This window comes from Streptomyces sparsogenes (assembly GCF_001704635.1).
Lineage (GTDB): Bacteria > Actinomycetota > Actinomycetes > Streptomycetales > Streptomycetaceae > Streptomyces > Streptomyces sparsogenes.
The window spans coordinates 1-26,871 of sequence record NZ_MAXF01000029.1 but is presented as its reverse complement, the minus strand read 5'-3'; the positions used below and the strand labels follow the sequence as shown (position 1 = coordinate 26,871).

Below are 26,871 nucleotides of genomic sequence, written 5' to 3'. Positions count from 1 at the left end.
GACGGTCCACCGGCCGTCCGCGGGGCGTCCCTACGGAGATACCCCCCTGGAGGGAGACACCCGCTAGTCCTCCGTCACCCCGTACGCCGACACCGACCACAGGGAGTAGCCGAAGCGGGTGGCGCGCTCGACGCCCTCGACGCGGATGAAGCGGGTGCCGGGGGCGTCCATCCGGACGGTCTCGTGTCCGCCCCGGCCGTCGGAGACGGTCGCCGCCGTGCGCCAGGTGCGGCCGTCGGCGGAGACCTGGACGCGGTAGCGGGAGGCGTAGGCGTCCTGCCAGTGCAGGTCGAGCCGGCCGACGCGGGCCGGGCGGGCGAGCTCCAGCCGCAGCCAGGCCTCGTCCTCGGCGGGGGAGGACCAGCGGGTGGCGGGGTCGCCGTCGATCGCGGCGGAGGCCGGGAAGTCGGGGGTCTCGTCCCCGGACGAGGTCGCCGTGGCGCCGTCCGCGCGGGCCAGGTCCGGGCCGCCGGTGGGCGGGACGGCCCGGACGGTCAGCACGCGCTCCTGGGAGCCGAAGCGCACCGGGACGGTGAAGGTCCCGGTCCTGGTCCCGGCGGGGACCGAGAGCTCGATACGGGCGGTCGCGGTGCCCCCGCGCGGGGCGGTCACCGCCTCGTCGGCCGTGACGCGGACGCCGCGCGGGGCGTGGACGGTCAGCTCGTCGTGGACGTCCTCGGGGCGGCGGGCGGTGACCCGGGCCTCGACGACGGCGGCGCGGCCGCCCGCCTCCACGTCCACCGCCTCCCGCGACAGCCGCAGCTCGGCGGCCGGGGAGTCGGCGAACCACGGGGTGATCTCGTGCATGGCGGGGGGCGTGGCGCCCGCCGCCCAGGTCAGGCGCAGCGCGTCGGCCCGTAGGCCACGGCCGGCGAGCTGGGTCCAGCCGCTGCCGGAGACCGCGCCCAGCCGCCGCCAGCCCGTGCCGGGGACATGCGCCTCCACGGTGCCGGGCGAGGCGGCCGCGCGGCCGGTGAGCGCGGAGACGGCGGTGAGCGGGCGGGCGCGGTCGAAGCGCACGGTGACCGGGTCGTCCGCGGTCACCGAGGTCGTGGCGTCGCCGTCGGCCGCGGCGCGCAGGTCCTTGGAGGTGCGCAGCGACGCGCGGTCCGCGCCGTCCAGGCCGACCCAGGCGTCGGCCCGGGCGAGGGCCTGCTTCAGGAAGGGGGCCAGGACGCCCTTGCCCACCGTCACCCGGCTCTCCGCGATCTTCTCCCACAGCTCCTGCACCGCGGTCCGGCCGCGCCAGCCCGCCGCCCCGTCGCCGCGCGCCTGGGCGGTGAGCATGTCCACGGCCCGTACGCCGGCGTCGCCGTAGCGCCCCAACTGGTCGAGCCAGGGGCCCAGTTCCTCGCCCAGGGTGGCGGAGAGCCGGTCGGGGGCGTCCCGCATCGTCCTGAAGGCCGAGCGCAGCCGGTCCGCCGCCCGGTCGAGGCGCTCCCCGCCGGCCCCGGGCTTGCCGGTCTGCCCTGGCTTGCCGGTCTCCCCGGACAGCGCCGTCCAGAACGCCTCGATCAGCGGGCGCAGATACGCGGACTCCTCGCCCCCGAGGACCGAGGACGCGTCGTTCCCGGCGAGGGCGCGGAGGGCCGCGCGGGTGCGCGGGTCGGGCCCGGCCAGGTCGTCGACGGCCGCCCGCCAGGACTCCTGGGGGCGGTAGCCGCGCGGGTTCCAGGCGAAGTCGGCGGCGGTGAACAGCGCGACGCGGGAGGCGACCGGCTGCTCCATGGCGTTGGCGAGCAGGGCCGCGGACCGGCCGGCGACGGCCGGGTCGCGCCCCTCGTAGGGGCCGAGGAAGACCCGGTCCTGGGCGTAGTCGTTGACCGGGTAGTTGTCCATGGTGACCAGCGCGTGGCCGAAGACGGCCCGGGCGCCGGCCAGCTCGGCCCCGGTGATGGTTTTGGGCACCACCCCCACGCCGGTCCAGGCGACCTCCACGTCGGGGTCGAGCCGCTCGGCCAGCGCGCGCCTGAAGTCGGTGTCGCCGTCCTGGTAGTACTCGGTCGGCAGCAAGGAGAGCGGGGCGGCGCCCGGGTGGCGCGCGGCCAGGTGCGCGGCGACCGCGCCCGCGACCCGGGCCTGGGCCTTCGCCGCCGCCTCGGGGCCCGAGCCGAAGGTGTCGGCGTCGGCGCCGCAGTGCCACTCGCTGTAGCTGACGTCCTGGAACTGGAGTTGGAAGGCGCGCACGCCGAGCGCCCACATGGCGTCCACCTTGCGCAGCAGCGCCTTGAGGTCGTCGGCGGAGGAGAAGCACAGCTCCTGGCCGGGGGAGACCGCCCAGGCGAGCGTGACGTGGTTGCGGCGGGCCCGGTCGGCCAGCTCCCGGAACTGCTCGCGCCGCTCGGCGGGGTACGGGTCGCGCCAGCGGGCCTGGCGGTAGGGGTCGTCGCCGGGCGCGTAGAGATAGCGGTTCTGCTTCGTACGGCCCATGAAGTCGAGGTGGGCGAGCCGGTCGCGGTGGGACCAGGGCCGGCCGTAGAAGCCCTCGGTGGTGCCGCGCACGGCGGCGGCCGGCCAGTCGCGCACGGCCACCCCGGGGAAGGTGCCCGTCCCGCCGTCGGGCCGGACCATGAGCCGGCGCAGCGTCTGGACGGCGTGGAAGAGGCCGTCCGGGCCGACGCCGGACAGCGCGACCGTCGGCTTCCCGGACACCTGACCGGTCGCCAGGCGGTAGCCGCCGGAGGGGAGATCGCCGCGCTCGGGCGCGTCCAGGGCGCGCAGCGCGCGCTCCGCGCCCCGACCGCCGACGCGCACCACCAGCCCGTCGGCCAGCGGCATGCCCTTGGGCGTGGGTTCGGTGGCCTCGTTGACGACCCGTGCCCCGGCGTCGTGCAGCAGGGCGCGCAGCGCGTCCAGCGCGTACGGGTCGGAGGCGGCGTCGGCGACGAGCGTGACCTCCCGGCCCACGCTCACCCCGGCCCCCTGGGCGCGCAGCGACTGGGGGCGCGGCCATACGGGCGGCAGGCCGCCGTCGCTCTCGCGGTCCGTGGCCGAGGCGCCGGGGGCGGTGGGAGCCCCGGGCGCGGCGGCGGCGCCCGGCGCGGCGCCCAGCAGTCCGCCGATGACCGCCGCGGCCATGGCCGTGGCGCCGGCCGCCCTCGACGTTCTCCCGCGGCTTCCCCGGAACTGCACGGGCTTCTCCTCGATCCGGACGCGTGTGGCCCCACCGGTCGTCGAGCCCACCATCGCGCGCGCGAGGGTGTCAACGGCGGTGACCGAAGTGCCGGTAATGCCGTGGTGGGGCTGTCGCGAGGTGAGCGGTGTGGGCCCACGGCAGAGGGCGGCGGCGGGGCGGGCGGCGGGGTGCGGGCTCCGCAAGTCTGACGCCGGAAGGCCCGGTCGGTCAGTAAGCTGTGTGCCCCGGGCCCCTCACGGCCGTGAAATCGCCTGCCTCAAAGAAATGTGACCTGGGGCACGTTAGGGGACCGGTTACGTCTGCGGCCGCCCTTATTGGGTAGGCCTGCCCCTGACCCACTGCCGACACCCCCGGAGGCCCGTGTGGCCGCGTCAGCTCAGCTTCTGCTCTCCGCCCTCTCCAAACCCATGCCGGAGCCGGACCCGTTCGCCGGGGTCTCCCACCCCGACTGCGGTCTGTGCGGCCTCGAGGGGTCCGGCTCCGGACCGTACGCTGAGGCGCCGCTCACCAGCGAGCCCGCGCCCGCCGACCTGGCCCCCCTCACCAGCGAGCCTCCGCTCGCCGCCGAACCGCGGCTGACGAGCGAGCCGACCACCGCCGCGTTCGGCCCGGGAGCGGGCATGGAGCCGATGGAGTACTGATGGGCAGAGCGCGGCTCGCCGAGCTGCACGGCGTCGCCACCTCCTATGAGCCCGCCCCCGGGCGCACCGTACGGGTGCCCGACGAGACCGTCGTCGCCGTGCTCGCCGCGCTCGGCGTGGACGCCTCGACCCCCGACGCCGTGCGGGCCGCCCTCGAGCGGCACGACCGCGAGGAGCGCTCCCGGCTGCTGCCCCCGTGCGTGGTGGCCCGCCCCGGCAGGCCGCCGCGTCTACGGCTGCCCGAGGGCACCGCGCTGCGGGTGGAGACCGAGGACGGGGCGGTGCTCGACTGGCGGCCCGGAGCCGACGGCCCGGCGCCCCCGGGTCTCCCCCCGGGCAGCCACACCGTGCGGGCCCAGGCCCCCGACGGCCGCTCGGCCACCGCCACCCTGATCGTCGCCCCCGACCGGATGCCCGCCCCTCCGGCGCGCAGCCACGGCTTCCTCGTCCAGCTCTACTCCCTGCTGTCCGCGCGCTCCTGGGGCATGGGCGACCTCGGCGACCTGGCCGACCTCGCCGCCTGGTCGGGCCGGGCCCTGGGCGTCGGGTTCCTCCAGCTCAACCCGCTGCACGCGGCCCTGCCCGGCACGCCCGCCGAGCCCACCGACCCCTCGCCGTACCGCCCCTCCTCCCGCCGCTTCCCCGACCCGGTCCATCTGCGGGTCGAGGACGTGCCCGAATACGCCCATCTGCGCGGCCCCGTCCGACAGCGCGTCGACGAGCTGCTGGACCGGGCAGCCGCGCTGCGCGCCGCCGTGCTCCACGAGGGCGCGCTGATCGACCGGGACGCGGTGTGGGCGCTCAAGCGCGAGGCCCTGGAGCTGGTACGGACCGTGCCTCTCAGCCCCGGCCGCCGGGCCGCCTACTGCGACTTCCTGGCCGAGCGCGGCCAGGCCCTCGAGGACCACGCGCTCTGGAGCGCGCTCGCCGAGATCCACGGCCCCGCTTGGCGCGCCTGGCCGGACGGGCTGGCCGACCCCGGCTCCGCCGCCGTCGCCCGCGCCCGCGGCGAGCACCTGGACCGGGTCGACTTCCACTGCTGGCTCGCCTGGCTGACGGACGCGCAGCTGGCCGCCGCCCAGCGCGCCGCGCGGGGCGCCGGGATGGCCATCGGCCTGGTGCACGACCTGGCGGTCGGGGTGCACCCCTCGGGCGCCGACGCCTGGGCGCTGCGGGACGTCTTCGCGTCCGGGATGTCGATCGGCGCGCCGCCGGACGCGTTCAACTCCCGCGGCCAGGACTGGGGGCTGCCGCCGTGGCGGCCGGACGCCCTGGCCGCCACGGGCTACGCCGCCTACCGCGACCTGCTGCGCGGGCTGCTGCGCCACGCGGGCGCGCTGCGCATCGACCATGTGATGGGCCTGTTCCGGCTGTGGTGGGTGCCGGAGGGGCGGGAGCCGACCGAGGGCTGTTACGTCCGCTACGACGCGGAGGCCATGCTCGGCGTGCTCGCGCTGGAGGCGCACCGCGCGGAGGCGGTGGTCATCGGCGAGGACCTGGGCACGGTCGAGCCGGGGGTGCGGGAGGCGCTGGCCGAGCGGGGGGTGCTGGGCACGTCGGTGCTGTGGTTCGAACGGGACTACACGGGCGCGAATGGCGCGGACGGCGCGGACGGCGGGACCAGCGGGGCCGCCCCGAGTGGGGAGCAGAGCGAGCCGGGGGAGGGCGAGGGTGCCGCGCCCGCCCGGGCCCGTCCGCTGGCGCCCGAGGAGTGGCGCGCCGACTGCCTGGCCACCGCCACCACCCACGACCTGCCGAGCACCGCCGCCCGCCTCACCGGCGACCATGTCGAGCTGCGGCACCGGCTGGGCCTGCTCACCCGCCCGCTCGAGCGCGAGCGGGCCGAGGACGCGGTGGAGGTCGCGGAGTGGCTGGCGCTGCTGGGGCGGCTGGGGCTGCTCCCGGAGGGCCCGGACGACGAGGAGGGGGCGGTGAAGGCGGTCCACCGCTTTCTGCTGCGCACCCCGGCGAAGCTGGTCGGGGTGTGGCTGCCGGACACGGTGGGGGACCGGCGCCCGCAGAACCTCCCCGGGACCTGGGACCAGTATCCGAACTGGCGGCTGCCCATCGCGGACGCCGCCGGGCGCCCGGTGTCGCTGGAGGATCTGGTCGCCTCGCCCCGGCTGCACGCCCTGATGGGCGAGGTCACGCGGGCGGCGCCACCCGGGGCCGAGGGCGGGCGCGGGATCAAGCCCACCCCGGGCACGCGGGGCGCGAGGGCGTCCGATACCGTGAGTCCGTGAGCAACAAGGTCAAAAAGAACGCCGTGCGCGCCGGTGCCATCGTCGCCGCGACGACGGCGATGCTGATGGTGTCGTCCCCCGCGTTCGCGTTCCGCGACGACGGTGACGACCCGGGTCCGGGCTTGAGCGTCGCCGAGACGCTGGGCCTCTACGTCGTCACTCCCCTTGTCCTCTTCGCCGTCATCGCCGGTCTGGTGATGATCGGTGACAAGAGCCGCAAGCGCAGTGACTGACATGAACTGACGCGACGACGCCGTGAAACGAGGGCGCCCCCGGCCATGGGCCGGCGGGCGCCCTCGTCGTATCCGTGCCTGTCCGTGCCTGTCCGTGCGTGTCCGTGCCTGTCTGGGCCTGTCCTGTCTGTGCCTGTCCGCGCCTGTGCGTCACCGCACCGGACGCCCGCGTTCTCCCGCAGCACGGGGTCCTTTTATTTTCGCTTTAACCTACGGTGTCGTAACCTACGGACCCGTAGGTCGAACCTACGCAGCCGTAGGTAACACATCCCACAACGCCCCCAGGAGCCGCTGTGACCCTTGCCCCCTCCCACCGTCACGGTCAGGCCGTATGGAGCGACAGCCGCCTGCTGTACGCCCTCGAAGAGGTCGTCGAGGCGGAGCTCAACCGGCATCTGAAGGTCGCCAAGGAGTGGATGCCCCACGAGTACGTGCCGTGGAGCGAAGGCCGCGACTTCGACGGCGTGATGGGCGGCGAGGCATGGGCGCCCGAGCAGTCCAAGGTCAGCGACGTGGGCCGGATCGCGCTCGTGGTCAACCTCCTCACCGAGGACAACCTGCCCAGCTACCACCACGAGATCGCCACGCTCTTCGGCCGCGACGGGGCGTGGGGCTCCTGGGTCCACCGGTGGACGGCGGAGGAGGGCCGGCACGGCATCGTCATGCGCGACTACCTGCTCACCAGCCGCGCGGTCGACCCGGTCGAGCTGGAGCGGTTCCGGATGAGCCACATGTCGGAGGGCTTCGAGTCCGACAACCGGCACAGCATGCTGCACTCCGTGGCGTACGTGGCCTTCCAGGAGCTCGCCACCCGCGTGTCCCACCGCAACACCGGCCACCACTCCGGCGACCCGGTCTGCGAGCGGATGCTCGCCCGCATCGCCACCGACGAGAACCTCCACATGGTCTTCTACCGGAACCTGCTGGGGAAAGCGTTCGAGCTGGCGCCCGACCAGACCATGTGCGCCGTCCGCGACGTGGTCGTCGGCTTCCGCATGCCGGGACACGGCATCCCCGGGTTCGAGCGGGCCGCCGCGCAGATGGCCATCGGCGGCATCTACAACCTGCGCATCCACCACGACGACGTACTGCAGCCCGTGCTGCGCTTCCTCAAGGTCCTGGAGATCTCCGGGCTCACCGGCGAGGGGCTCAAGGCGCAGGAGGAGCTGGGGCTGTACATGGGCGGCCTGGACGCCCAGGCCACGAAGTTCGACGAGCGCCGCGAGGCGATGCTCGCCCGCCGCGCGGCCCGCGCCGCGAGCGTCTGACACCGGCCGGCCCGGTCGCCGGACGGGCTGATCAGCCCGTCCGGCGACCGGGGACCGGGGCCCGGGGCGGAGCCCCGGGACGGGATCAGCCCGCCGCCGCGTCCGCCGCCTGGGCCTTGAGGGCGCGCTCGACGCCCGCGCGGGACTCGGTGACCAGGCGGCGCAGAGCCGCGCTGGGCTCGGCCGAGGCCAGCCAGGCGTCGGTCGCGTCCAGGGTCTCCTGCGAGACCTGCACGTTCGGGTAGAGCCCGATCGCGATCTGCTGCCCCATCTCGTGGCTGCGGGTGTCCCAGGCCCCCTTCACCGCGGCGAAGTACTTCTCGGTGTACGGGGCCAGCAGCTCGCGCTGGTCGGTCTGGACGAAGCCGCGGATGACGGCCTCCTGCACCGCGTTGGGCAGCTTGTCGTCCTCCACGACCGACGCCCACGCCTCGGCCTTCGCCTCCGGCGTCGGCCGCGCGGCGCGCGCGGTGGCGGCGTGGCGCTCGCCCGCCGAGGTGCGGTCCCGCTCCAGCTCCGCGGCGATCGCCTCCTCGCCGGCCCGGCCGGTCGCGGCCAGCCGCTCCAGCAGCGCCCAGCGCAGCTCGGTGTCGACGGCCAGGCCCTCGATGGTCTCGGTGCCCGCGAGCAGCCCCGCCAGCAGGTCGAGCTGCTCGTCGGTGCGGGCGGTGTCGGCGAAGGCCCGCGCCCAGGCGAGCTGGTGGTCGCTGCCGGGGGCGGCGGCCCGCAGGTGGTCCACGGTGGCCTCGGTCCACCGCGCCAGCCCCGTCTCGCGCCAGTCGGGGGCCGCGTACAGGTCGAGGGCGACCTTGACCTGGCGGTGCAGCGACTGGACGACGCCGATGTCCGACTCCTTGGGGATGCCGGAGAGCACCAGCGAGAGGTAGTCGCGGGTGGCCAGCTCGCCGTCGCGGGTCATGTCCCAGGCCGAGGCCCAGCACAGGGCGCGCGGCAGGGACGCCTCGAAGTCGCCCAGGTGCTCGGTGACCACGGCCAGCGAGTCGGCGTCGAGCCGCACCTTCGCGTACGACAGGTCGTCGTCGTTGAGGAGGACCACGGCCGGGCGCTTGCGGCCGGCCAGGGCCGACACGGGGGTCAGCTCGCCGTCCACGTCCACCTCGAGGCGGTCGGTGCGCACCAGCTTGCCGGTGTTGTCGAGGTCGTACAGGCCGATCGCGATGCGGTGCGGGCGCAGCAGTGGCTCGCCCTTGGCGCCGGGCGGCAGGGCCGGGGCCTCCTGGCGGACCGCGAAGGAGGTGATCGTGCCGGTGGCGTCGGTCTCGATCCGGGGCCGCAGGACGTTGATCCCCGCCGTCTCCAGCCACGCCTTCGACCAGGTCTTCAGGTCCCGGCCGCTGGTCTCCTCGAGCGCGCCGAGCAGGTCGGACAGCCGGGTGTTGCCGTACGCGTGGCGCTTGAAGTACGCCTGGACGCCCTTGAAGAACTCCTCCTCGCCGACGTAGGCGACGAGCTGCTTGAGGACCGAGGCGCCCTTGGCGTACGTGATGCCGTCGAAGTTGACCAGGACGTCGTCCAGGTCGCGGATCTCGGCCATGATCGGGTGGGTGGACGGCAGCTGGTCCTGCCGGTAGGCCCAGGTCTTCATCGAGTTGGCGAAGGTGGTCCAGGCGTGCGGCCACCTGCTGCCGGGGGCGGACGCCTGGCAGGCGATGGAGGTGTAGGTGGCGAACGACTCGTTCAGCCACAGGTCGTTCCACCACTCCATGGTGACCAGGTCGCCGAACCACATGTGGGCCAGCTCGTGGAGGATGGTCTCCGCGCGCATCTCATAGGCCGCGTCCGTGACCTTGGAACGGAAGACGTACTGGTCGCGGATGGTGACCGCGCCCGCGTTCTCCATCGCGCCCGCGTTGAACTCCGGCACGAAGAGCTGGTCGTACTTGGCGAACGGGTAGGCGTAGTCGAACTTCTGCTGGAACCAGTCGAAGCCCTGCCGGGTCACCTCGAAGATCGCGTCCGAGTCCAGGAACTCGGCGAGCGAGGGGCGGCAGTAGATGCCCAGCGGCACCGACCGCCCCTCGCCCTCCCAGCTGCTGTGCACGCTGTGGTACGGCCCCGCGATCAGCGCGGTGATGTACGTCGAGACGCGCGGCGTCGGCTCGAAGCGCCAGACGTTGTCCTTGGGCTCCGGCGTCGGCGAGTTCGAGATCACCGTCCAGCCCTCGGGCGCCGTCACGGTGAACTGGAAGGTGGCCTTCAGGTCCGGCTGCTCGAAGTTCGCGAACACCCGGCGCGCGTCCGGCACCTCGAACTGCGTGTAGAGGTAGGCCTGCTGGTCCACCGGGTCGACGAAGCGGTGCAGGCCCTCGCCGGTGTTGGTGTACGCGCAGTCCGCGACCACCCGCAGCTCGTTGCGCCCCGCCCGCAGGCCGGTCAGCGCGATCCGGGAGTCCGCGAAGACCTCCGCCGGGTCCAGCTCGTACCCGTTGAGCACCACCTGGTGCACGGTGGGCGCGACCAGGTCCGCGAAGGAGTCCGCGCCCGCCTCGGCCACCTCGAAGCGCACCGTGGTGACCGACCTGAAGGTGCCGCCCTCCTGCGCGCCCGAGAGATCCAGCTCGATCTCGTACGAGTCCACGGTGAGCAGCCGGGCCCGCCGCTGCGCCTCTTCGCGGGTCAGGTTCGTTCCAGGCACCTGGGCATCTCCTTCGCATACGACGTTTCGGCCATCCTTCCACGCAAGGCCGGTCGGTCGCCCGCGATAATCCGCCCGGCGCCGCGGGTGCGCCCCTCAGGTGCCCGGAACGGCGGTGCTCAGCTGAGCTCGGCCGCCACCAGCTCCGCGATCTGCACCGCGTTGAGCGCCGCACCCTTGCGGAGGTTGTCGTTGGACAGGAAGAGCGCGAGGCCGTTGTCCACCGTCTCGTCCACCCGGATGCGGCCCACGAAGCTGGCGTCCTTGCCCGCGGCCTGCAGCGGGGTGGGGATCTCCGAGAGCTCGACGCCCGGGGCGCCCTCCAGCAGCTCGTAGGCGCGGGCCACGCTCAGCGGGTTCGCGAACCGGGCGTTGACCTGGAGCGAGTGGCCGGTGAAGACGGGGACGCGGACGCAGGTGCCGGAGACCTTCAGGTCGGGGATCTCGAGGATCTTGCGGGACTCGTTGCGGAGCTTCTGCTCCTCGTCCGTCTCGAAGCGGCCGTCGTCCACGAGGTTGCCCGCGAACGGCAGCACGTTGAAGGCGATGGGGCGCTTGTAGACGGCGGGCTCGGGGAACTCCAGGGCCGACCCGTCGTGGGTCAGCGCGGGCGCGCCGTCCACGACCTTGCGGACCTGCCCGTCCAGCTCCTCCACCCCGGCCAGGCCCGAGCCGGACACGGCCTGGTAGGTGGTGGCGACCAGGGCGGTGAGGCCGGCCTCCTCGTGCAGCGGGCGCAGCACCGGCATGGCGGCCATGGTGGTGCAGTTCGGGTTGGCGATGATGCCCTTGGGGCGGTGCGCGGCGGCGTCCGGGTTGACCTCGGAGACCACCAGCGGCACCTCGGGGTCCATCCGCCAGGCGGAGGAGTTGTCGATCACCACGGCGCCGGCCGCGGCCACCTTGGGCGCCAGCGCCCGGGAGGTGGCGCCGCCCGCGGAGAACAGCGCGATGTCCAGCCGCGAGTAGTCGGCGGTGGCCGCGTCCTCGACGGAGATCTCGGTGTCCCGCCAGGGGAGCGTCCGCCCGGCGGAGCGGGCCGAGGCGAACAGGCGCAGCTCCTCGACCGGGAAGTCCCGCTCCGCGAGGATCTTGCGCATGACCCCGCCGACCTGGCCGGTGGCTCCGACGATTCCGATCCTCACGACGCGCTCCTTCATGTTCCGTGCCTGCTGCTGGGGGCCGCTGTGGGCCCGGCGTGCCCCCATCATGCGGGTGGCCCCGGCGGCCTTGTCCAATCCATTGTCCGGACCTCGGGACGCTTCCGCGCCGGGCGTACGCCGCGCGCACACGGCGCACACGCCCCGCCCCGGGTTCTGCCGGGGTTCCCAGCCCCGGTGAACTCCGGGTGAGCGGCGGGATTCCGGCGGCGGAGTGCGGGATGACCGTTCGCTCCCGCCAAGATCCACGTGCGTATTTCGGCGGCGGGCGTTGCCGCATCGTTAACTCGCAGGTCACCCCGGCTGCCAACGATCCCAGGTGACAGGGCAGCCCGCTGCCCGACCGCTGCCGCGCATCCACTCGGGGAGATCCCGCATGTCCCGCATACGGTCCGCCGCCTCCACCGCCCTCGACCGCCGCACTCTCCTCGTCGCCGCCGCCTCCGCCAGTGCCGCCACCGGCCTGGGGCTCGCCTTCGGGCCCGGCAGCGGCTCGGCCACCGCCTCCCAGCCCGCCCAGGTGCGCGCCGCCGGCCGCAGGGTCGCCACCGCCCCCGCGCTCCCCTCGACCGCCGGGACCACGCTGGAGACCTTCTCCGCCCCGCGCGGCGCCGGCTCCTACCGCCGGCTCGGCGACGGCCCGGCCTGGGCCCGTACCGTGCGCACCGAGCTGGCCGGGGCCAAGAGCGGCCGGGAGGCCCGGCGCACCACGCTCGCCTCCTTCGTGCAGCTCACCGACCTGCACCTCACCGATGTGCAGCACCCGCTGCGCTACGAGTTCCTGCGCGCCGGGCGGCCCGGTTCCTGGCGGCCCCACGAGGCGCTGACCGTGGTCGGCGCCGCGTCCCTGATCGAGCGGGTCAACGGCCTGCGCGGCGGGCCGGCCACCGGCTCCCCGCTGTCCTTCGTCATGACCACCGGCGACAACACCGACAACAACGCGCGGATCGAGCTGGACTGGTTCCTGGGCGTGATGAACGGCGGCCGGATCACCCCCAACACGGGCGACCCGCGCCACTACGAGGGCGTGCAGAACAGCGGGATCAAGGCCTTCTGGCACCCGGAGAGCGCGCTGCGCGACGCCGACAAGCAGCTCGGCTTCCCGCGCGTCGACGGCTTCCTCCAGGCCGCGCTGCGCACCGTCAACAGCCCCGGGCTGCGGCTGCCGTGGTACTCGACCATCGGCAACCACGACGACCTGGCCGGCGGCGTCTACTCCTTCGGCGGGAACTACTTCGCGGACCTCGCCACCGGCAGCCGCAAGCTCCACATCATCCCGGCCGCCGAGGCCGCGGAGCGCTTCAAGGACGAGCGCAAGGGCGGCGACCCCACGGGCAAGGTCATGAAGGAGCTGCTGCGCGCCCACGCCAAGGACATGCGCACCGTCACCCCCGACGAGCGCCGCGCGCCCTTCACCCGCCGCGACTTCCTCACCGCCCACCTGGACCCGGCCCACACCGGCCCCGGCCCGGTCGGCCACGGCTACACCAAGGCGAACCTCGACGAGGACACCTGCTACTACTCGTTCCGGATCTCCGACGACGTCCTCGGCATCAGCCTGGACACCACCGACCCGGGCGGCCACTACACCGGGTCGCTGGGCACCGCGCAGCTCCGCTGGCTGGAGCGCACCCTGAAGGCCCACAAGGACGACCGGATCCTGGTCTTCAGCCACCACTACAGCCGCAGCATGGACAACCTGAACCGGGACCCGGCCCGCCCCGCGGAGGCCCGGCACGGCGGCGACGAGATCGTGGCCCTCTTCAAGCGCCACCCCCAGGTGCTGGCGTGGATCAACGGCCACAGCCACAGATGCGAGATCACCCCGCGCGGCACCTTCTGGGAGATCACCACCGCCTCCCACGTGGACTTCCCCCAGCTCGCCCGGGTGATCGAGGTGGTGGACAACCACGACGGGACGCTGTCGCTGTTCACCACCCTCGTCGAGTCGGCCGCGCCGCGCCGCACGGACCACTCCGACCTGTCCCAGACCGGCCTCGCCGCGCTCTACCGCGAGCTGTCCTACAACGCCCCGGGGCGCAGCCAGGCCCTCGCGGGCGACCCGGGCGACCGCAACACCGAGCTGCTGCTGCGCAAGCCATGAGCCCCGGGCCCGGCCGCCCCGGGCCCGCCGCCCACGGCCCCGCGACTCACCGCCGGGCCGCTCACCGCCCGGCCGCTCAGGGCCGCCCTCACAGCCCCGCCGCTCAGCGGGGCCGGATCACCACATAGGGCGCCGGCTCGCGGTCCACCGCGGCGATCAGCGCCGTGCGGACCACCGCGGCCTGCGCCTCCGGGCACTCGCGGAGCTTCCTGGGGGTGACGCGCACGACCGTGATGCCCATCCGCTCCATGTGCTCGCCCCCCGGCGTGAAGCCGCCCAGCGGGGCGGTCGCGCCACGGCGGGGCGTGCGCGCGTCGATCTCCAGCGCCACAGCCTGCGCCGGCCAGTAGGCGTCCACCCCGGCCAGCAGGGAGCCGCCGGGCAGCCGCAGTTCGACGTTCCACAGCGGCTCGGGCAGCGCGTGTCCGCGCACCATCTCGTACAGCAGGCCCTCGGCCAGGGCCCGCCCCTCGGCCAGCAGCGCGTCCACGGCGTCCACGACGTGCGGCCGGGACAGCAGCCGGGCCCGGCTCAGCTCCCGCACGACGGCCGACGCCTCGCAGTGCCCGTGGCGCACGGCCTCGACCAGCAGCCGGCGTACGGCCACGGGGTCGGGCAGCCGGCCCACCGCGTCGGCGAGGGCGCGGGCGGCGGGGGCGGTCGGCAGGCCGGTGATCCGGCGGGGGCAGGGCAGGGCGGCGGCCCGGACGAAGCGCACATAGCCGGTGGAGCGCAGCCGCCGCGAGCGCGGTACGAGCACGTCGACGTGGTCCAGGGAGCGCAGCGAGGGGGCGGCGGAGAAGCGGTGCAGGGCCAGCGCCGCAAGCCCGGTGATCATGGCCTCGCCGTAGGGCTCGCCCGCCCCGGTGGCCCCGCCCGCGCCCGCCCCGTCCGTGGCGCCGGCGCGCTCGCGGCCGGCCGCGTACAGCAGCGCCGCGCGCAGCCGCTCCTCGCCGGTGGCGGGGCCGGGGTGGAGCAGGTGGACGCCCGGCAGGATCCGCTGCCAGGGCCCGCCGGGACGGCAGCGCTCGGCGGCCTCCGCCGCCGTCACACCGTGCTCACGGAGCTGATGACTCGTCAGAACGCTTCGCCCGCCGTCCACGAGGTGGTGCAGCGGGCGGGGCGAGAGCGGGGTGTCGGAGTTCATGCCTCCGCCATTCCCGGGCCCGCCCGGCCCGCTAACCGCTGTGACACACTCGTCGACAAACAGGGACAACACCGCACTAAAGTACGGGAGTTCGATTGCCGAAAGCGCTCTGCCGGACGGCTCCCCCGGACAGCTCCGTCAGGCGGGTCCGTCGGCCGGCTCCGTCAGGCGGCCGAGCGCGCGTCGCACTCCTGTCCGCGCAGCGCCCGGGCCAGGTCGTCCCGCGCCTCCAGGACCAGCCGGCGCAGCGCGGGCGGGGCGTCGGGGTGGCCGGCCAGCCAGGCGTCGGCGGCCTCCAGGGTCGCCGTGTCGCCCTGCCCCGGGAACAGCCCGCGGACGATCGACATCGCGATCTCGATCGACCGCTCCCGCCACACCCGCTCGATCACGGAGAAGTACCGCTCCGCGTACGGCGCGAGCAGCTCCGCCTGCGACGGCTGGGCGAAGCCCGCGATGGTGGCCTCCACCAGGGCGTTGGACAGCGCGTCGGAGTCCACGACCGCCGCCCACGCCTCGGCCTTGACCTCGGCCGAGGGCCGGGCGGCCAGGCAGCGCACCTGGTGGCGCTTGCCGGAGGCGGTGTCGTCGCGCTCCAGCTCGGCCGCGATCCGCGACGCGTCGGCCGCGCCCTGGGCGGCCAGCGAGGCCAGGAACGTCCAGCGCAGCTCCTGGTCGACGTCCAGCCCGTCGACCCCGGCCGTGCCGTCCAGCAGGCCGCGCAGCAGCCGCTGGTCCAGCTCGGTGGCGGCGGTCTGGGCGAAGAACCGGGCCCAGGCCAGCTGGTGGCCGCTGCCCGGCGCGGCCCGCCGCAGCTCGCGCAGCGCGCTCTCGGCGACCCGCAGGCCGCCCTCCTCGCGCCAGTCGGGGGTCGCGTAGTGCTGGAGCGCGGACTGGGCCCACGCCTGGACCATCTGGAGCACGCCGATGTCGGTCTCCGCCCCGGCGAAGCGCTCCACCAGGGCCAGGAAGTCGCGGGCGGGCATGAGCGCGTCACGCGTCAGGTTCCACAGGGCGGACCAGCACAGCGCCCGGGCCAGGGGGTCGGTCAGCTCGCCCAGGTGGCCGCGCAGGGTGTCCAGCGAGACCTCGTCGAAGCGGACCTTGCAGTACGTGAGGTCGTCGTCGTTGACCAGGATCAGATCGGGCCGCTCCGCCCCGGTCAGCTCGGCCACCACCGTGCGCGGGCCGTCCACGTCCACCTCGGCCCGGGCGTAGCGCACCAGCGCGCTGGGCTCGCCCGCGGTGGCGCCGGTCCTGCGGTAGAGGCCGACGGCGACCCGGTGCGGGCGCAGCGTCGGGTGCTCCGGGGAGGCGGCGTCCTGGACGATGGACAGCTCGGTGATGTGGCCGGCCGCGTCATAGGTGGCCTGCGGGGTGAGCACATTGACCCCGGCCGTCTCCAGCCACGCCCGGGACCAGGCCGTCATGTCCCGGCCGGAGGTCTCGGTCAGCACCGACAGCAGATCGGCCAGGCGCGTGTTTCCGTAGGCGTGGCGCTTGAAGTAGCGGCGCGCGCCCTCCAGGAAGGCGTCCCGCCCCGCGTAGGCGACCAGCTGCTTGAGCACGGAGGCGCCCTTGGCGTACGTGATCCCGTCGAAGTTGAGCTTGGCGTCCTCCAGGTCGCGGATGTCGGCCGTGACCGGGTGGGTGGACGGAAGCTGGTCGGCGCGGTAGGCCCAGGCCTTGCGGCGGTTGGCGAAGGTGATCCAGCCGTCGGTGAAGCGGGTCGCCTCGACGAGCGAGAAGGCCCCCATGAAGTCGGCGAAGGACTCCTTGAGCCACAGGTCGTCCCACCACTCCATGGTGACCAGGTCGCCGAACCACATATGGGCCATCTCGTGGAGGATCACATTGGCCCGGTGCTCGTACGAGGCCTGCGTGACCTTGCCGCGGAAGACGAACTCCTCCCGGAAGGTCACACAGCCCGGGTTCTCCATCGCGCCCAGGTTGTACTCGGGCACGAAGGCCTGGTCGTACTTCCCGAAGGGGTACGGGTAGTCGAAGTGGTCGTGGAAGAAGTCCAGGCCCTGCTTGGTGACGGTGAAGATGTCGTCCGCGTCGAAGTGCTTGGCGAGCGAGGCGCGGCACAGCGCGCCCAGCGGGATCTCCAGGGTGGAGCCGTCCGGCAGGGCGCGGCTGTAGTGGTCCCGCTCGTAGTGGTACGGGCCGGCGACGACCGCCGTGATGTAGGTGGAGATCGGCTCGGTCGGCGCGAAGCGGGTGGTGGCGAACCCGCCGCCGGCGCCCGCCGGCTCCACCGCGGCCGCCGCGCCGTTGCCCAGCACGGTCCAGTCCTGCGGAGCGGTCACCGAGAAGGTGAAGCGGGCCTTGAGGTCGGGCTGCTCGAAGTTCGCGAAGACCCGGCGGGCGTCGGCCGGCTCGTACTGCGTGTACAGATAGACCTGGCCGTCCTCGGGGTCCACGAAGCGGTGCAGCCCCTCGCCGGTCCTGCTGTAGGCGCACTGCGCGTCCACCACCAGCTCGTTCTCCCCCGCGAGGGAGTCCAGGGCGATCCGCGCGCCGTCGAAGACGGCCGCCGGGTCGAGCTCCCGGCCGTTCAGCCGCACGGCGGTGACCTCCGGCGCGACGAGGTCGATGAAGGTCCCCGCCCCGGGCTCGGCGCAGCGGAAGCGCACCGTGGTGGTCGAGCGGAAGGTGCGGGGCCCGTCGCCGGAGGGCTCCCCGACCGCGGACCGCAGGTCGAGCGCCACCTCATACGCGTCCACGGCCAGCAGCCGCGCGCGCTCTCGGGCTTCGTCACGGGTCAGGTTCTCGCCGGGCAAGACGCGGCTCCCTCGTCATCGTCTCGAATGTCGCGTATCAGATCGTGGACACCCGGAATCATGTCACGCGGCAGTGACAACGGGAATCGGGGAATGGCCGCCGCGCCCGGCCGTGTTCCCTGGAGCGCATGACACTTTTCCGCAGTTGCCCGTGCGAGGAGAAACCGTGACCGAGACCGCCAAGACTCCTGCCGATTTCTGGTTCGACCCGCTGTGTCCGTGGGCCTGGATGACCTCCCGCTGGATGCTGGAGGTGGAGAAGGTCCGCCCGGTCGAGGTGCGCTGGCATGTGATGAGCCTGGCCGTGCTCAACGAGCCCAGGCTGGACGAACTGCCCGAGGAATACCAGGAGATGATGCGCGGCCCCGCCTGGGGTCCGGTGCGGGTGTGCATCGCCGCCGCGCAGAAGCACGGCGACGGGGTGCTCGGCCCGCTCTACGAGGCGCTGGGCACCCGCTTCCACAACCAGGGCCTGGAGCGGAACCGCGAGACGATCGTGGCCGCCCTCGAGGAGGTGGGGCTGCCCGCCGACCTCGCGGACGCCGCCGACACCGACGCGTACGACGAGCGGCTGCGCGCCTCCCACAAGGAGGGCATCGACCTGGTCGGCCAGGACGTGGGCACCCCGGTCATCGCGGTCCCCGGCGCGGACGGCGAGCAGATCGCCTTCTTCGGCCCGGTCGTCACCCCCGCGCCCAAGGGCGAGGCCGCGGCCAAGCTGTGGGACGGCACGCTGATGGTCGCCTCCATCCCCGGCTTCTACGAGATCAAGCGCACCCGCACGGTCGGCCCGATCTTCGACTGAGGCACCCCGGCGCACCTCGCGCGCGGATACGGAAAAGCCCCCACGCGGCCGCGCGGGGGCTTCCTCCGGCTCGGCGTCAGCGCCGCGTCGTCACCATCCGCTGCCGCAGGTAGCCGACCGCCGCGAGCGCCACCGCCAGGCCGGCCGAGAAGTACAGCTGGGTGCGGGTGTCGGCCTCGCGCGTCATCAGCGCCAGCACGGCGACGATCCCCGCCAGCGCCACCCAGGTCAGATACGGGAACAGCCACATCTTCACCACGAGCTTCTCCGGCGCCTCGCGCTGCAGCCGCTTGCGCATCGCCAGCTGCGAGACCGCGATGAAGCCCCACACGATCAGCACCGCCGCGCCGACCGCGTTGAGCAGCCACTTGAAGACGGTGTCCGGCCACCAGTAGCTCAGCAGCACCGCGAAGAAGCCGAAGGCGGAGCAGGCGAGCACGGTCACCCGGGGCACCCCGCCGCTGACCTTGGCGAGGAACGCCGGCCCCTCGCCGCGCCTGGCGAGCGAGTAGGCCATGCGGGAGGCGCCGTAGATGTTCGCGTTCATCGCGGAGAGCAGGGCCACCAGCACGATGACGTTCATCAGCTGCCCGGCCGCCGGGATGCCCAGGTGCCCCAGCACCGCCACGTACGGGCCGTCGGTGACGACCGACGGGTCGTTCCACGGGATCAGGGTGACGGCGACCAGCATGGAGCCGACGTAGAACACCGCGATGCGCCACATCGCGGTGCGCACGGCGCTCGCGACCCCCTGGACCGGACGCTCGGACTCGGCCGCCGCGATGGTGACCGTCTCCAGGCCGCCGTAGGCGAACACGGTGGCCGGAAGGCCCACGATGAGGCCGTCGAAGCCGTTGGGCAGGAAGCCGTGGTTCCCGGTGAGGTTGGCGGTGCCCGGGGCGTCGGTGTCCGGGAGCACACCGAGGATGGCCAGCACGCCCAGGACCAGGAAGAGCGTGATGGCGGTGATCTTCAGCGCGGCGAACCAGAACTCGAATTCGCCGAAGTTGCTGACGGCCGCCAGGTTCGTCCCGCAGAACAGCACCATGAACAGCGCGACCCACATCCAGGACTCCGTGTCCGGCAGCCACTGGACCATGATCCCCGCCGCGCCGATCGCCTCGGCCGCGATGGCCACGCACAGCAGCGCGCAGAACATCCAGCCCGCGGTGAATCCCGCCCACGGGCCGATCGCCCGCTCGGCGTGCACGGAGAAGGAGCCGGAGGCCGGGTTGGCCGCCGACATCTCGCCGAGCATGCGCATCACGAGCATCACGAGCAGCCCGGACACCACATAGGCGATCACGATCGCCGGCCCGGCGGCGGCGATGCCGGTGCCGGAGCTGACGAACAGGCCCGCACCGATCACGCCCCCGAGGGCGATCATCGACAGATGGCGTTGCTTGAGGCCGTGGGACAGCAGGGCTCCGTCGGCCCGGTCGGTGCCGACCGCCTCGGCGTCGCGCGGCTGCGCGGAGGACGCGGGTGTCCGGTTCATGAGTCTGTTGTGTCCATTACATGAGAGCGGATGGGGCACGGTGCAAAACGACCTCAGTGTGAGGGGAGTGTCCGCTCAGGACAACACTCGGATCCCAGATGTCTGAATATCGGACCCCGGAGTGACGCTGTGTACCCGCCGCGTCGCCATGCCGGAAGCCTCCAAGCGGCCCGGTGCGGGTTTGTCGCTCGTCCACCGTGATCGCACCCCGCCCCCCGGGTTACCGTCACCCTGTCCCACACTGCCTCTCACCTCGGAGAACCGTCGATGAGTACCGCATCTGCCGCCACCGTCCACCCGGGCACGGTCCTCGCGGACGTGATCTTCCCTGCCCGCCGGGCCCGCCTGGCGGCCCCGTCCGCCAGGTACACCCTGGCCCGCGACGCCGCCCTGGTCCTCGGCGGAGCCGCGCTCACCGGCCTCGCCGCGCAGATCTCCGTGCCCGTCCCCGGCTCCCCGGTCCCGGTGACCGGCCAGACCTTCGCCGCGCTGCTGGTCGGCACCTCGCTCGGCGCCCGCCGCGGCTTCCTCTCCCTCGCGCTGTACGCCCTGGTCGGCATGGCGGGCGTGCCGTGGTTCGCGGAGGGCCACTCGGGCGCGGCCATGCCGTCCTTCGGTTATGTGCTGGGCATGCTGCTCGCCGCCACCGTGGTGGGCGCGCTGGCCCGGCGCGGCGGGGACCGCGGTGTGCTGCGCACGGCGGGCACCATGGCGGCCGGCTCCGCGATCATCTACGCGGTCGGGGTCCCCTACCTCGCGCTGGCCGCGGACATCTCCCTCGGCCAGGCGGTCGCCGCGGGCCTCACCCCGTTCCTCATCGGCGACGCGCTGAAGGCCGCGCTGGCGATGGGCGCGCTGCCCGCCGCGTGGAAGCTGCTCGGCCGCCGCGGCTAGCTCGTCTCCGTACGCACTTGTCTCCGTACGCACTCAGGCGCCGGACGGGCATTGCCTCGTCCGGCGCCTGAGTCGTGTGCGGGCGGAAGCCGGCCCTACGGGAGCATGGCCTCCTTGGAGCCGCTGTCGGCGCCCTTGGCGGCGGCCGGGCCGCGGGCCCCGGGGAGCCGGTCGCGGATCAGCGCCACGGCCACGACCACCACCGCCACGGCCGTGGACAGCAGCACCTGCTCGCGCCCGTCCTTGTCGGTGAGCATGTAGACCAGCACGAACGAGATCATCGCGATCGTCGCCCAGGTCAGATACGGGAACAGCCACATCCGGACGACCAGCTTGTCCGGGGACTCGCGCAGGATGATCCCGCGCATCCTCAGCTGGGTGAAGCAGATGACCAGCCAGACGAACAGCGCCACCGCGCCCGACGAGTTCAGCAGGAACTGGAAGACCGTGTCCGGCCACTGGTAGTTGAACCAGACCGCGACGAAGCCGAAGACGACCGACCCGAGGATCGCGGCCTGCGGCACGCCGCGCGAAGTGGTCTTCGCGAAGGCGGCCGGCGCGTCCCCGCGCCGCCCCAGCGAGAAGGCCATCCGGGAGGCGGTGTAGAGACCCGAGTTCAGACAGGACAGCACGGCGGTCAGCACGATCACGTTCATGACGTCGGCGGCGTGCGGGATGCCGATGGAGTCCAGCGCGGCGACGTAGCTGCCCTTCGACTTGTCCGCGATCCTCGGGTCGTCCCACGGCAGCAGGGTCACCACGACGAGGATCGAGCCCAGGTAGAAGACGGCGACACGCCAGATCACGCTGTTGGTCGCCTTGGTCACCGCCCGCCGCGGGTCCGCGGACTCACCGGCGGCGAGGGTGACGATCTCGCTGCCCATGAAGGAGAAGACGACCAGCAGCACACCGGTGAGGATCGCGCCCGGGCCGTGCGGCAGGAACCCGCCGTGGTCGGTGAGGTGCGCGAGGCCCGCCCCCTCGTTGTCCGAGCCGGGCAGCAGCCCGAAGACGGCGAGCCCGCCCACCACGATGAACGCCGCGATCGCGACGACCTTGATCCCGGCGAACCAGAACTCGAACTCGCCATAGGAGGAGACCGAGGCCAGGTTGGCCGCGGTCAGCACCACCATCACGATCAGCGCCCAGCCCCACTGCGGCACCTGCGGCACCCAGCCCTCGAGGATCTCGGCGCCCGCGGTCGCCTCGACCGCCAGCACGACCACCCAGAAGAACCAGTAGAGCCAGCCGATCGAGAATCCGGCCCAGCGGCCGAGCGCCCGGTCCGCGTAGGCGGAGAAGGAGCCGGAGGTCGGGTTGGCGGCGGCCATCTCGCCGAGCATCCGCATCACCAGGACGACCATGAGGCCGACCAGCGCGTACGAGATGAGGATGCCGGGCCCCGTCTTGGCGATGCCGGCGCCGGATCCGACGAACAGCCCCGCCCCGATGACCCCGCCGATAGCGATCATGGACAGATGGCGGTTCTTCAGGCCGGCCTTGAGGCCGTCGGACCCCGGCGCTCCGGGGCCGGAGCCATCGGCCGACACCTCGGCCGCGTTGGTGGCGGGTTGTGCGCTCATGCTCGATCCTTTGCTCTTGAGTGACGAGCGTCGCAAGTGAATCCCAGGGTCACGATCAAATGAACCTTTGATTCCGGATCGTTACCTGGGATTTCCGTGAGTTTCCTCGGCATTACTGGGGGTTTTCGGAACTCGTACCCCGGGCGGTGACGGCGACACGGCCGTGTCACACTCGGGGGCATGCGCGTGTACCTCGGCTCCGACCATGCCGGTTTCGAACTGAAGAACCACCTCGTCGAGTGGCTCCGGGCGGCGGGCCACGAGCCCGTCGACTGCGGGCCCCACATCTACGACGCCCAGGACGACTACCCGCCGTTCTGCCTGCGGGCGGCCGAGCGGACCGCCGCCGACCCCGACAGCCTCGGCATCGTGATCGGCGGCTCCGGCAACGGCGAGCAGATCGCCGCCAACAAGGTCAAGGGCGTGCGCGCCGCCCTGGCCTGGAGCGAGCAGACCGCCGCGCTCGGCCGTGAGCACAACAACGCCAACGTGATCAGCGTCGGCGCCCGGATGCACACGCGGGAAGAGGCGACCAAGTTCGTCGAGATCTTCCTCAACACCCCGTACTCGGGTGAGGAGCGTCACACCCGCCGCATCGAGATGCTCTCCGCCTACGAGACCACCGGCGAGCTGCCGCCCATCCCCGCCCACCACCCTCAGCAGGACTGATGGCCTGATGCCCGAAGGGCACACCATCCACCGGCTGGCCGCCGACCACAGCGAGCTGTTCGGCGGCCGGCCCGTACGCGCCGGCAGCCCGCAGGGCAAGTTCGCCGACGGCGCGGCCCTCATCGACGGGCAGGTGCTCGAGCACGCCGAGGCCCACGGCAAGCACCTCTTCCTGAGCTTCCCGCCGACCGGCTGGGTCCATGTCCACCTCGGCCTGTTCGGCACGTACACCCTGGGCCGGGCCCCCGCCCCGCCGCCCACCGACACCGTACGGCTGCGGCTTTCCACCGAGGCGGCGTACGCGGACCTGCGCGGGCCCACCGCCTGCGCGCTGATCACCGACGACGAGAAGCAGGCGGTGCACGACCGGCTCGGCCCCGACCCGCTGCGCCCCTCGGACGACGGGGACCGCGCCTGGGCCCGGATCTCCCGCAGCCGCACCAGCGTCGCCGCGCTGCTGCTCGACCAGAAGGTGGTCGCGGGGGTCGGCAACGTCTACCGCGCCGAGGTGCTCTTCCGGCACGGCATCGACCCCTACCGCGCGGGCCGTGATCTGACCCGCGCCGAGTGGGACGCGATCTGGGCGGACCTGGTCGCGCTGATGCGCGAGGGCGTGCGGAACAACCGGATCGACACGGTCCGGCCCGAGCACACCCCCGAGGCGATGGGCCGCCCGCCCCGCGTCGACGACCACGGCGGCGAGGTGTACGTCTACCGCCGGGACCGGCAGCCCTGCCACATCTGCGGCGGCGAGGTGCGCACCGCGGAACTCGCCGCCCGCAATCTCTTCTGGTGCCCGAACTGCCAGCGCCGTTAGGCCCCGCCGGCGGCGGGGCCCGGACGCGATCAGAAGCCGTGCGGGAGCCAGGGCGCGACGTCGCTGAGGAAAGCGGCCGACGCCCCGGCCAGCGCGCCCGGGCGCAGCTCCTCGACCCGGCCCGCGCCCGCCAGCGCGGACAGCGAAATCCCGCCAAGATACGCCGATCCCAACTCCCGCGCGCCCAGCCGCAGCTCCGGCGCGTCGGCCGTACGCTCGCAGCTCGCGCCCTTGGCGTCGCCGGTCAGCCGCCAGCGCCCCTCGTTCCACGGGCAGAACGGGTCCGTGACCTCCAGGACCACATCCACCGGCAGGGCGTACGCGCGCGCCGCGAGCGCCGCGCCGAGGTCCACCGGGCGGACGTGCAGATCGTCGCGCAGCCGGACCTGGCAGCGCCGGATGTCGGAGACCATGTGCTGCCACGGATCGTCCACCGGTCGCCGACCGGTCTGGATCGTGCAGGTCAGGTCGAGATCGAAGAGAAAACGCCACAGCGCGCCGTAGGACGCCGGATCCAGAGCCTCCAGATCGCGCAGGATCACCACCCCCTTGGGCCCGGCCGCGTCCCAGTCCGGCCTGACCGCGAAGCGCGCGTAACCGGTGACCCCGCCGTCCCGCTCGGCCAGCACACAGCGCAGCGGCGAGGCGCCCCCGCGCTCGCCCTCCGGGTCCAGCAGCGGATGCCGCTCCCAGCCCGGGCGCCGCTCCAGCATCCCCGGCCGGGCGGGCACTCGCCGGGCGTAGACCGCCTCGCAGGCCTCCAAAGCGGCCTCGGGCTCCACCGCCCGCAGAGCCACCCCGTCGGCCCCCTCCGGCACGGTCAGGCGCACCCGCGCGGTGTCGATCTCGGCGGACGCGGCATGGGTCGCCGTCCCGTAGCCGAACCGGCCGTAGATCTCCGGCTCCGACGCGGTCAGGACCGCCAGCGGCTCGCCCGCCGCGCGCACGTCGTCCAACTGGTGGCGCATCATGGCGCGCAGCACCCCGCGCCTGCGGTGCGTCGGCTGCACGCTGACCATGGTGAGGCCGGCCGCGGGCACCACGGCCCCGCCCGGCACGGACAACCGGAAGCTGAACGATCCCGTCGTGCCGACGATCTCGTCCCCGTCCCAGGCCACGATCGATCGCTCACACTCGGTCAGGTCGTGGAACAGGGCGCGCTCCTCGGGGGAGGTCCGAACCCCGCCGAACGCCAGCTCCAACTTCCCGAACCACTCGTCCCAGCGGGACGGGTCAAGCACTCGCAGCTCTATCGTCATATTCCCATCCCTAGCAGCGCTTTCCGGCACGCGCGAACGAATTTCGCTTACGATTGCCCACTCCGGTGGGTGGTTCGACGCGCCACGAATCGACGCGCGTCCGAACGGGTGGGTAGGGTCCCGATGCAATGACTGGCGGCGTAGACACTCCAACGGCCCGGATGCGCAAAGCACTGCACCGGGCTCGCACTGGCGTGCGCAAAGCCGGCGTCGACTACTTCCGGGGCGGCGGCTCCGACCGGCTCGCCCTCACCCTGTTGATGCTCGCCGTCCCCACCATCGCCTTCGGCACCATCGCCCAGCCGGACTGGTGCGCCCCCGCCGCCCTCGTGCTCCCCATCGTCGCGGGCGGCCTCGTGCTGCGCCCCGCCAGCCTCCTCACCCTCTACGCGGCGGCGGCCACCGCCCTCATCATCGAGTCCGCCGTCCTCGGCCCCTACACGGAGGAGGACACCTCCGCCCGGGTCACCCCCGGCACCATCCTGGTCGTCGCCGCCGTCGGCTTCTTCGGCCTGCTCATCGCCCAGTTCCGCAGCCGCGTCGGCGTGCCCTGGCGGCGCGGCGGCACCATGCTCTTCGACCTGCGCGAACGCATCCGCGTCCAGAGCAAGCTGCCCGGCCTCCCCGGCGGCTGGCACCGCGAGATGGCGCTGCGCCCGGCCGGCGGGCAGTCCTTCTCCGGCGACTTCGTCGTGGCCGCCCGTACGAACGGCGGCCGCACCCTCGAAGTCGTCCTCACCGACGTCTCCGGCAAGGGCATGGACGCGGCCTCCCGCGCCCTCCTCCTCTCCGGCGCCTTCGGCGGCCTCCTCGGCTCCCTGCCGCCCCACGGCTTCCTCCCGGCCGCCAACGGCTACCTGCTGCGCCAGGACTGGGACGAGGGCTTCGCGACCTCCATCCACCTCGTACTCGACCTCGACAGCGGCGATTTCGAGCTCTTCTCGGCCGGACACCTGCCCGCCCTCCAGCTGAGCGCGGGCACGGGCAAGTGGGAGGAGAAGTCCGCCGACGGCCCCCTGCTCGGCGTCTACGACGGCGCCCAGTTCGACCCCACCAAGGGCACGCTGCGCCCCGGCGACGTCCTGATGCTCTTCACCGACGGCCTCGTCGAGACCGCCGACCGCGACATCAGCGAGGGCATCGACCGCCTGACCGGCGAGGCCGACCGCTATGTCGCGTCCGGCTTCCAGGGCGCGGCGTGGCACCTGATCGAGACGGTCGCCAAGGACGTCAACGACGACCGGGCGCTGCTGCTCATCTGCCGCCAGTAGCCGGGGGCCGAGGCCCCATGCCCCGCGTTCGGTAACGCCGACCGGGGGCTAGCCCTACCCCGGAAACGGCGGCGGCCGTCATGGTCGCCGGACCCCCGCGCTCCGTACGTTCGAGGTGTTGACGAACACCTCGGAAGGGCGGAGACCATGCGGCTGCGCAGGCGGCGCGACGAGCGGCGGGACGAGTGGGGGGAGGGGCTGCCCGGCGCGGGGGACGCCGCCGTCGAACTGCGGGGCGTGCGGCGCCAGTACGGCCGCGGCTCGCGCGCCGTGCACGCCCTGCGCGGCATCGACCTCACGCTCCCCCGGGGAAGCTTCACCGCCGTGATGGGGCCCTCCGGCTCCGGCAAGTCCACCTTCCTCCAGTGCGCCGCCGGCCTGGACCGGCCCACCGCGGGCTCGGTCCGGCTCGGCGGCACGGAGATCACCGGCATGAGCGAGAACACGCTCACCGCGCTGCGCCGCACCCGCCTCGGCTTCGTCTTCCAGTCCTTCAACCTCCTCCCCTCCCTCACCGTCGAGCAGAACGTGGTGCTGCCGATGCGGCTCGCGGGCGCGCGCCCCGACTGGGCCCGGGCCCGTGCCGTGCTCGCCCAGGTGGGCCTCGGCGAGCTGGGCGGGCGCCGCCCGGGGCGGCTCTCCGGCGGGCAGCAGCAGCGGGTCGCCATCGCCCGCGCGCTGGTCACCAGCCCCGGTCTTCGCCG

The 26,871-nt window shown here is 73.5% G+C and carries 19 protein-coding genes; 11 read left to right on the top strand and 8 right to left on the bottom strand.

The genetic code is table 11. The features are described 5' to 3' along the window. Positions 1-63: 63 nt before the first annotated feature. A complete protein-coding gene (locus BBH68_RS05835) occupies positions 64-3,078 on the bottom strand; it encodes a glycoside hydrolase family 84 protein (protein ID WP_065959405.1) in 3,015 nt (1,004 codons plus the stop codon). A 420-nt stretch (positions 3,079-3,498) separates the two neighbouring features. Between BBH68_RS05835 and BBH68_RS05830 the strand changes: the two genes are divergently transcribed. From BBH68_RS05830 to BBH68_RS05815, 4 genes are all read left to right on the top strand, one after another. Continuing rightward, entirely contained in the window at positions 3,499-3,777 is a 279-nt protein-coding gene (locus tag BBH68_RS05830; RefSeq protein WP_065959403.1) for a hypothetical protein, read from the top strand. Beyond that, entirely contained in the window at positions 3,777-6,020 is a 2,244-nt protein-coding gene (malQ, locus tag BBH68_RS05825) for a 4-alpha-glucanotransferase (RefSeq protein ID WP_065959401.1), read from the top strand. Before BBH68_RS05830 ends, malQ begins: the two co-directional genes overlap by 1 nt. Continuing rightward, a complete protein-coding gene (locus BBH68_RS05820) occupies positions 6,017-6,253 on the top strand; it encodes a hypothetical protein (RefSeq protein WP_065959399.1) in 237 nt (78 codons plus the stop codon). The genes malQ and BBH68_RS05820 overlap by 4 nt, the downstream gene beginning before the upstream one ends. Positions 6,254-6,546: 293 nt before the next feature. Continuing rightward, positions 6,547-7,521 (top strand): acyl-ACP desaturase, encoded by a 975-nt coding sequence (locus BBH68_RS05815; protein WP_065959397.1) that lies wholly within the window; start codon positions 6,547-6,549, stop codon positions 7,519-7,521. A gap of 85 nt (positions 7,522-7,606) precedes the next feature. Here the strand turns inward: BBH68_RS05815 and pepN (BBH68_RS05810) are convergent, their stop codons facing one another. Both pepN (BBH68_RS05810) and BBH68_RS05805 read right to left on the bottom strand, forming a co-directional pair. Beyond that, entirely contained in the window at positions 7,607-10,177 is a 2,571-nt protein-coding gene (gene pepN / locus BBH68_RS05810) for an aminopeptidase N (RefSeq protein ID WP_065959395.1), read from the bottom strand. 119 nt (positions 10,178-10,296) lie between these two features. Continuing rightward, complete coding sequence (locus tag BBH68_RS05805) at positions 10,297-11,322, bottom strand: aspartate-semialdehyde dehydrogenase (RefSeq protein ID WP_065959491.1); 1,026 nt, start codon at positions 11,320-11,322, stop codon at positions 10,297-10,299. Positions 11,323-11,713: 391 nt separating this feature from the next. Here BBH68_RS05805 and BBH68_RS05800 point away from each other — a divergent pair, with 391 nt between their 5' ends. Further along, entirely contained in the window at positions 11,714-13,441 is a 1,728-nt protein-coding gene (locus BBH68_RS05800) for a TIGR03767 family metallophosphoesterase (RefSeq protein ID WP_065959394.1), read from the top strand. 103 nt (positions 13,442-13,544) lie between these two features. Here the strand turns inward: BBH68_RS05800 and BBH68_RS05795 are convergent, their stop codons facing one another. Then, a complete protein-coding gene (locus BBH68_RS05795) occupies positions 13,545-14,588 on the bottom strand; it encodes a hypothetical protein (RefSeq protein ID WP_065959390.1) in 1,044 nt (347 codons plus the stop codon). A 164-nt stretch (positions 14,589-14,752) separates the two neighbouring features. Continuing rightward, the gene (gene pepN / locus BBH68_RS05790) at positions 14,753-17,371 is read right to left on the bottom strand and encodes an aminopeptidase N (protein ID WP_065959387.1); all 2,619 of its coding nucleotides are present in this window, start codon (positions 17,369-17,371) and stop codon (positions 14,753-14,755) included. Positions 17,372-17,537: 166 nt separating this feature from the next. Between pepN (BBH68_RS05790) and BBH68_RS05785 the strand changes: the two genes are divergently transcribed. Further along, the gene (locus BBH68_RS05785) at positions 17,538-18,176 is read left to right on the top strand and encodes a mycothiol-dependent nitroreductase Rv2466c family protein (RefSeq protein WP_065959384.1); all 639 of its coding nucleotides are present in this window, start codon (positions 17,538-17,540) and stop codon (positions 18,174-18,176) included. A gap of 76 nt (positions 18,177-18,252) precedes the next feature. Here BBH68_RS05785 and BBH68_RS05780 read toward each other — a convergent pair whose 3' ends face one another. Beyond that, positions 18,253-19,674, bottom strand: coding sequence for an amino acid permease (locus BBH68_RS05780; protein ID WP_065959382.1), 1,422 nt, complete (start codon positions 19,672-19,674; stop codon positions 18,253-18,255). Between the two features lie 267 nt (positions 19,675-19,941). Between BBH68_RS05780 and BBH68_RS05775 the strand changes: the two genes are divergently transcribed. After that, a complete protein-coding gene (locus BBH68_RS05775) occupies positions 19,942-20,568 on the top strand; it encodes a biotin transporter BioY (RefSeq protein WP_065959380.1) in 627 nt (208 codons plus the stop codon). Positions 20,569-20,663: 95 nt separating this feature from the next. Here BBH68_RS05775 and BBH68_RS05770 read toward each other — a convergent pair whose 3' ends face one another. Beyond that, positions 20,664-22,151, bottom strand: a complete 1,488-nt coding sequence (locus BBH68_RS05770) for an amino acid permease (protein WP_065959379.1) — start codon at positions 22,149-22,151, stop codon at positions 20,664-20,666. A 180-nt stretch (positions 22,152-22,331) separates the two neighbouring features. On the opposite strand from BBH68_RS05770, the gene BBH68_RS05765 reads away from it, so the two are divergent. Both BBH68_RS05765 and BBH68_RS05760 read left to right on the top strand, forming a co-directional pair. After that, positions 22,332-22,820: a ribose-5-phosphate isomerase gene (locus tag BBH68_RS05765; RefSeq protein ID WP_065959377.1), complete on the top strand. Its 489-nt coding sequence runs from the start codon at positions 22,332-22,334 to the stop codon at positions 22,818-22,820. A 7-nt stretch (positions 22,821-22,827) separates the two neighbouring features. Further along, the gene (locus BBH68_RS05760; RefSeq protein ID WP_065959375.1) at positions 22,828-23,637 is read left to right on the top strand and encodes an Fpg/Nei family DNA glycosylase; all 810 of its coding nucleotides are present in this window, start codon (positions 22,828-22,830) and stop codon (positions 23,635-23,637) included. A 29-nt stretch (positions 23,638-23,666) separates the two neighbouring features. On the opposite strand, the gene BBH68_RS05755 is transcribed toward BBH68_RS05760, so the two are convergent. Then, positions 23,667-24,896 (bottom strand): GNAT family N-acetyltransferase, encoded by a 1,230-nt coding sequence (locus BBH68_RS05755; RefSeq protein WP_065959374.1) that lies wholly within the window; start codon positions 24,894-24,896, stop codon positions 23,667-23,669. A gap of 128 nt (positions 24,897-25,024) precedes the next feature. Between BBH68_RS05755 and BBH68_RS05750 the strand changes: the two genes are divergently transcribed. Beyond that, positions 25,025-26,167, top strand: a complete 1,143-nt coding sequence (locus tag BBH68_RS05750) for a PP2C family protein-serine/threonine phosphatase (protein WP_065959372.1) — start codon at positions 25,025-25,027, stop codon at positions 26,165-26,167. A 147-nt stretch (positions 26,168-26,314) separates the two neighbouring features. Next, the coding region (locus BBH68_RS05745; RefSeq protein ID WP_141712956.1) for an ABC transporter ATP-binding protein at positions 26,315-26,871 on the top strand (557 nt) is incomplete at its 3' end.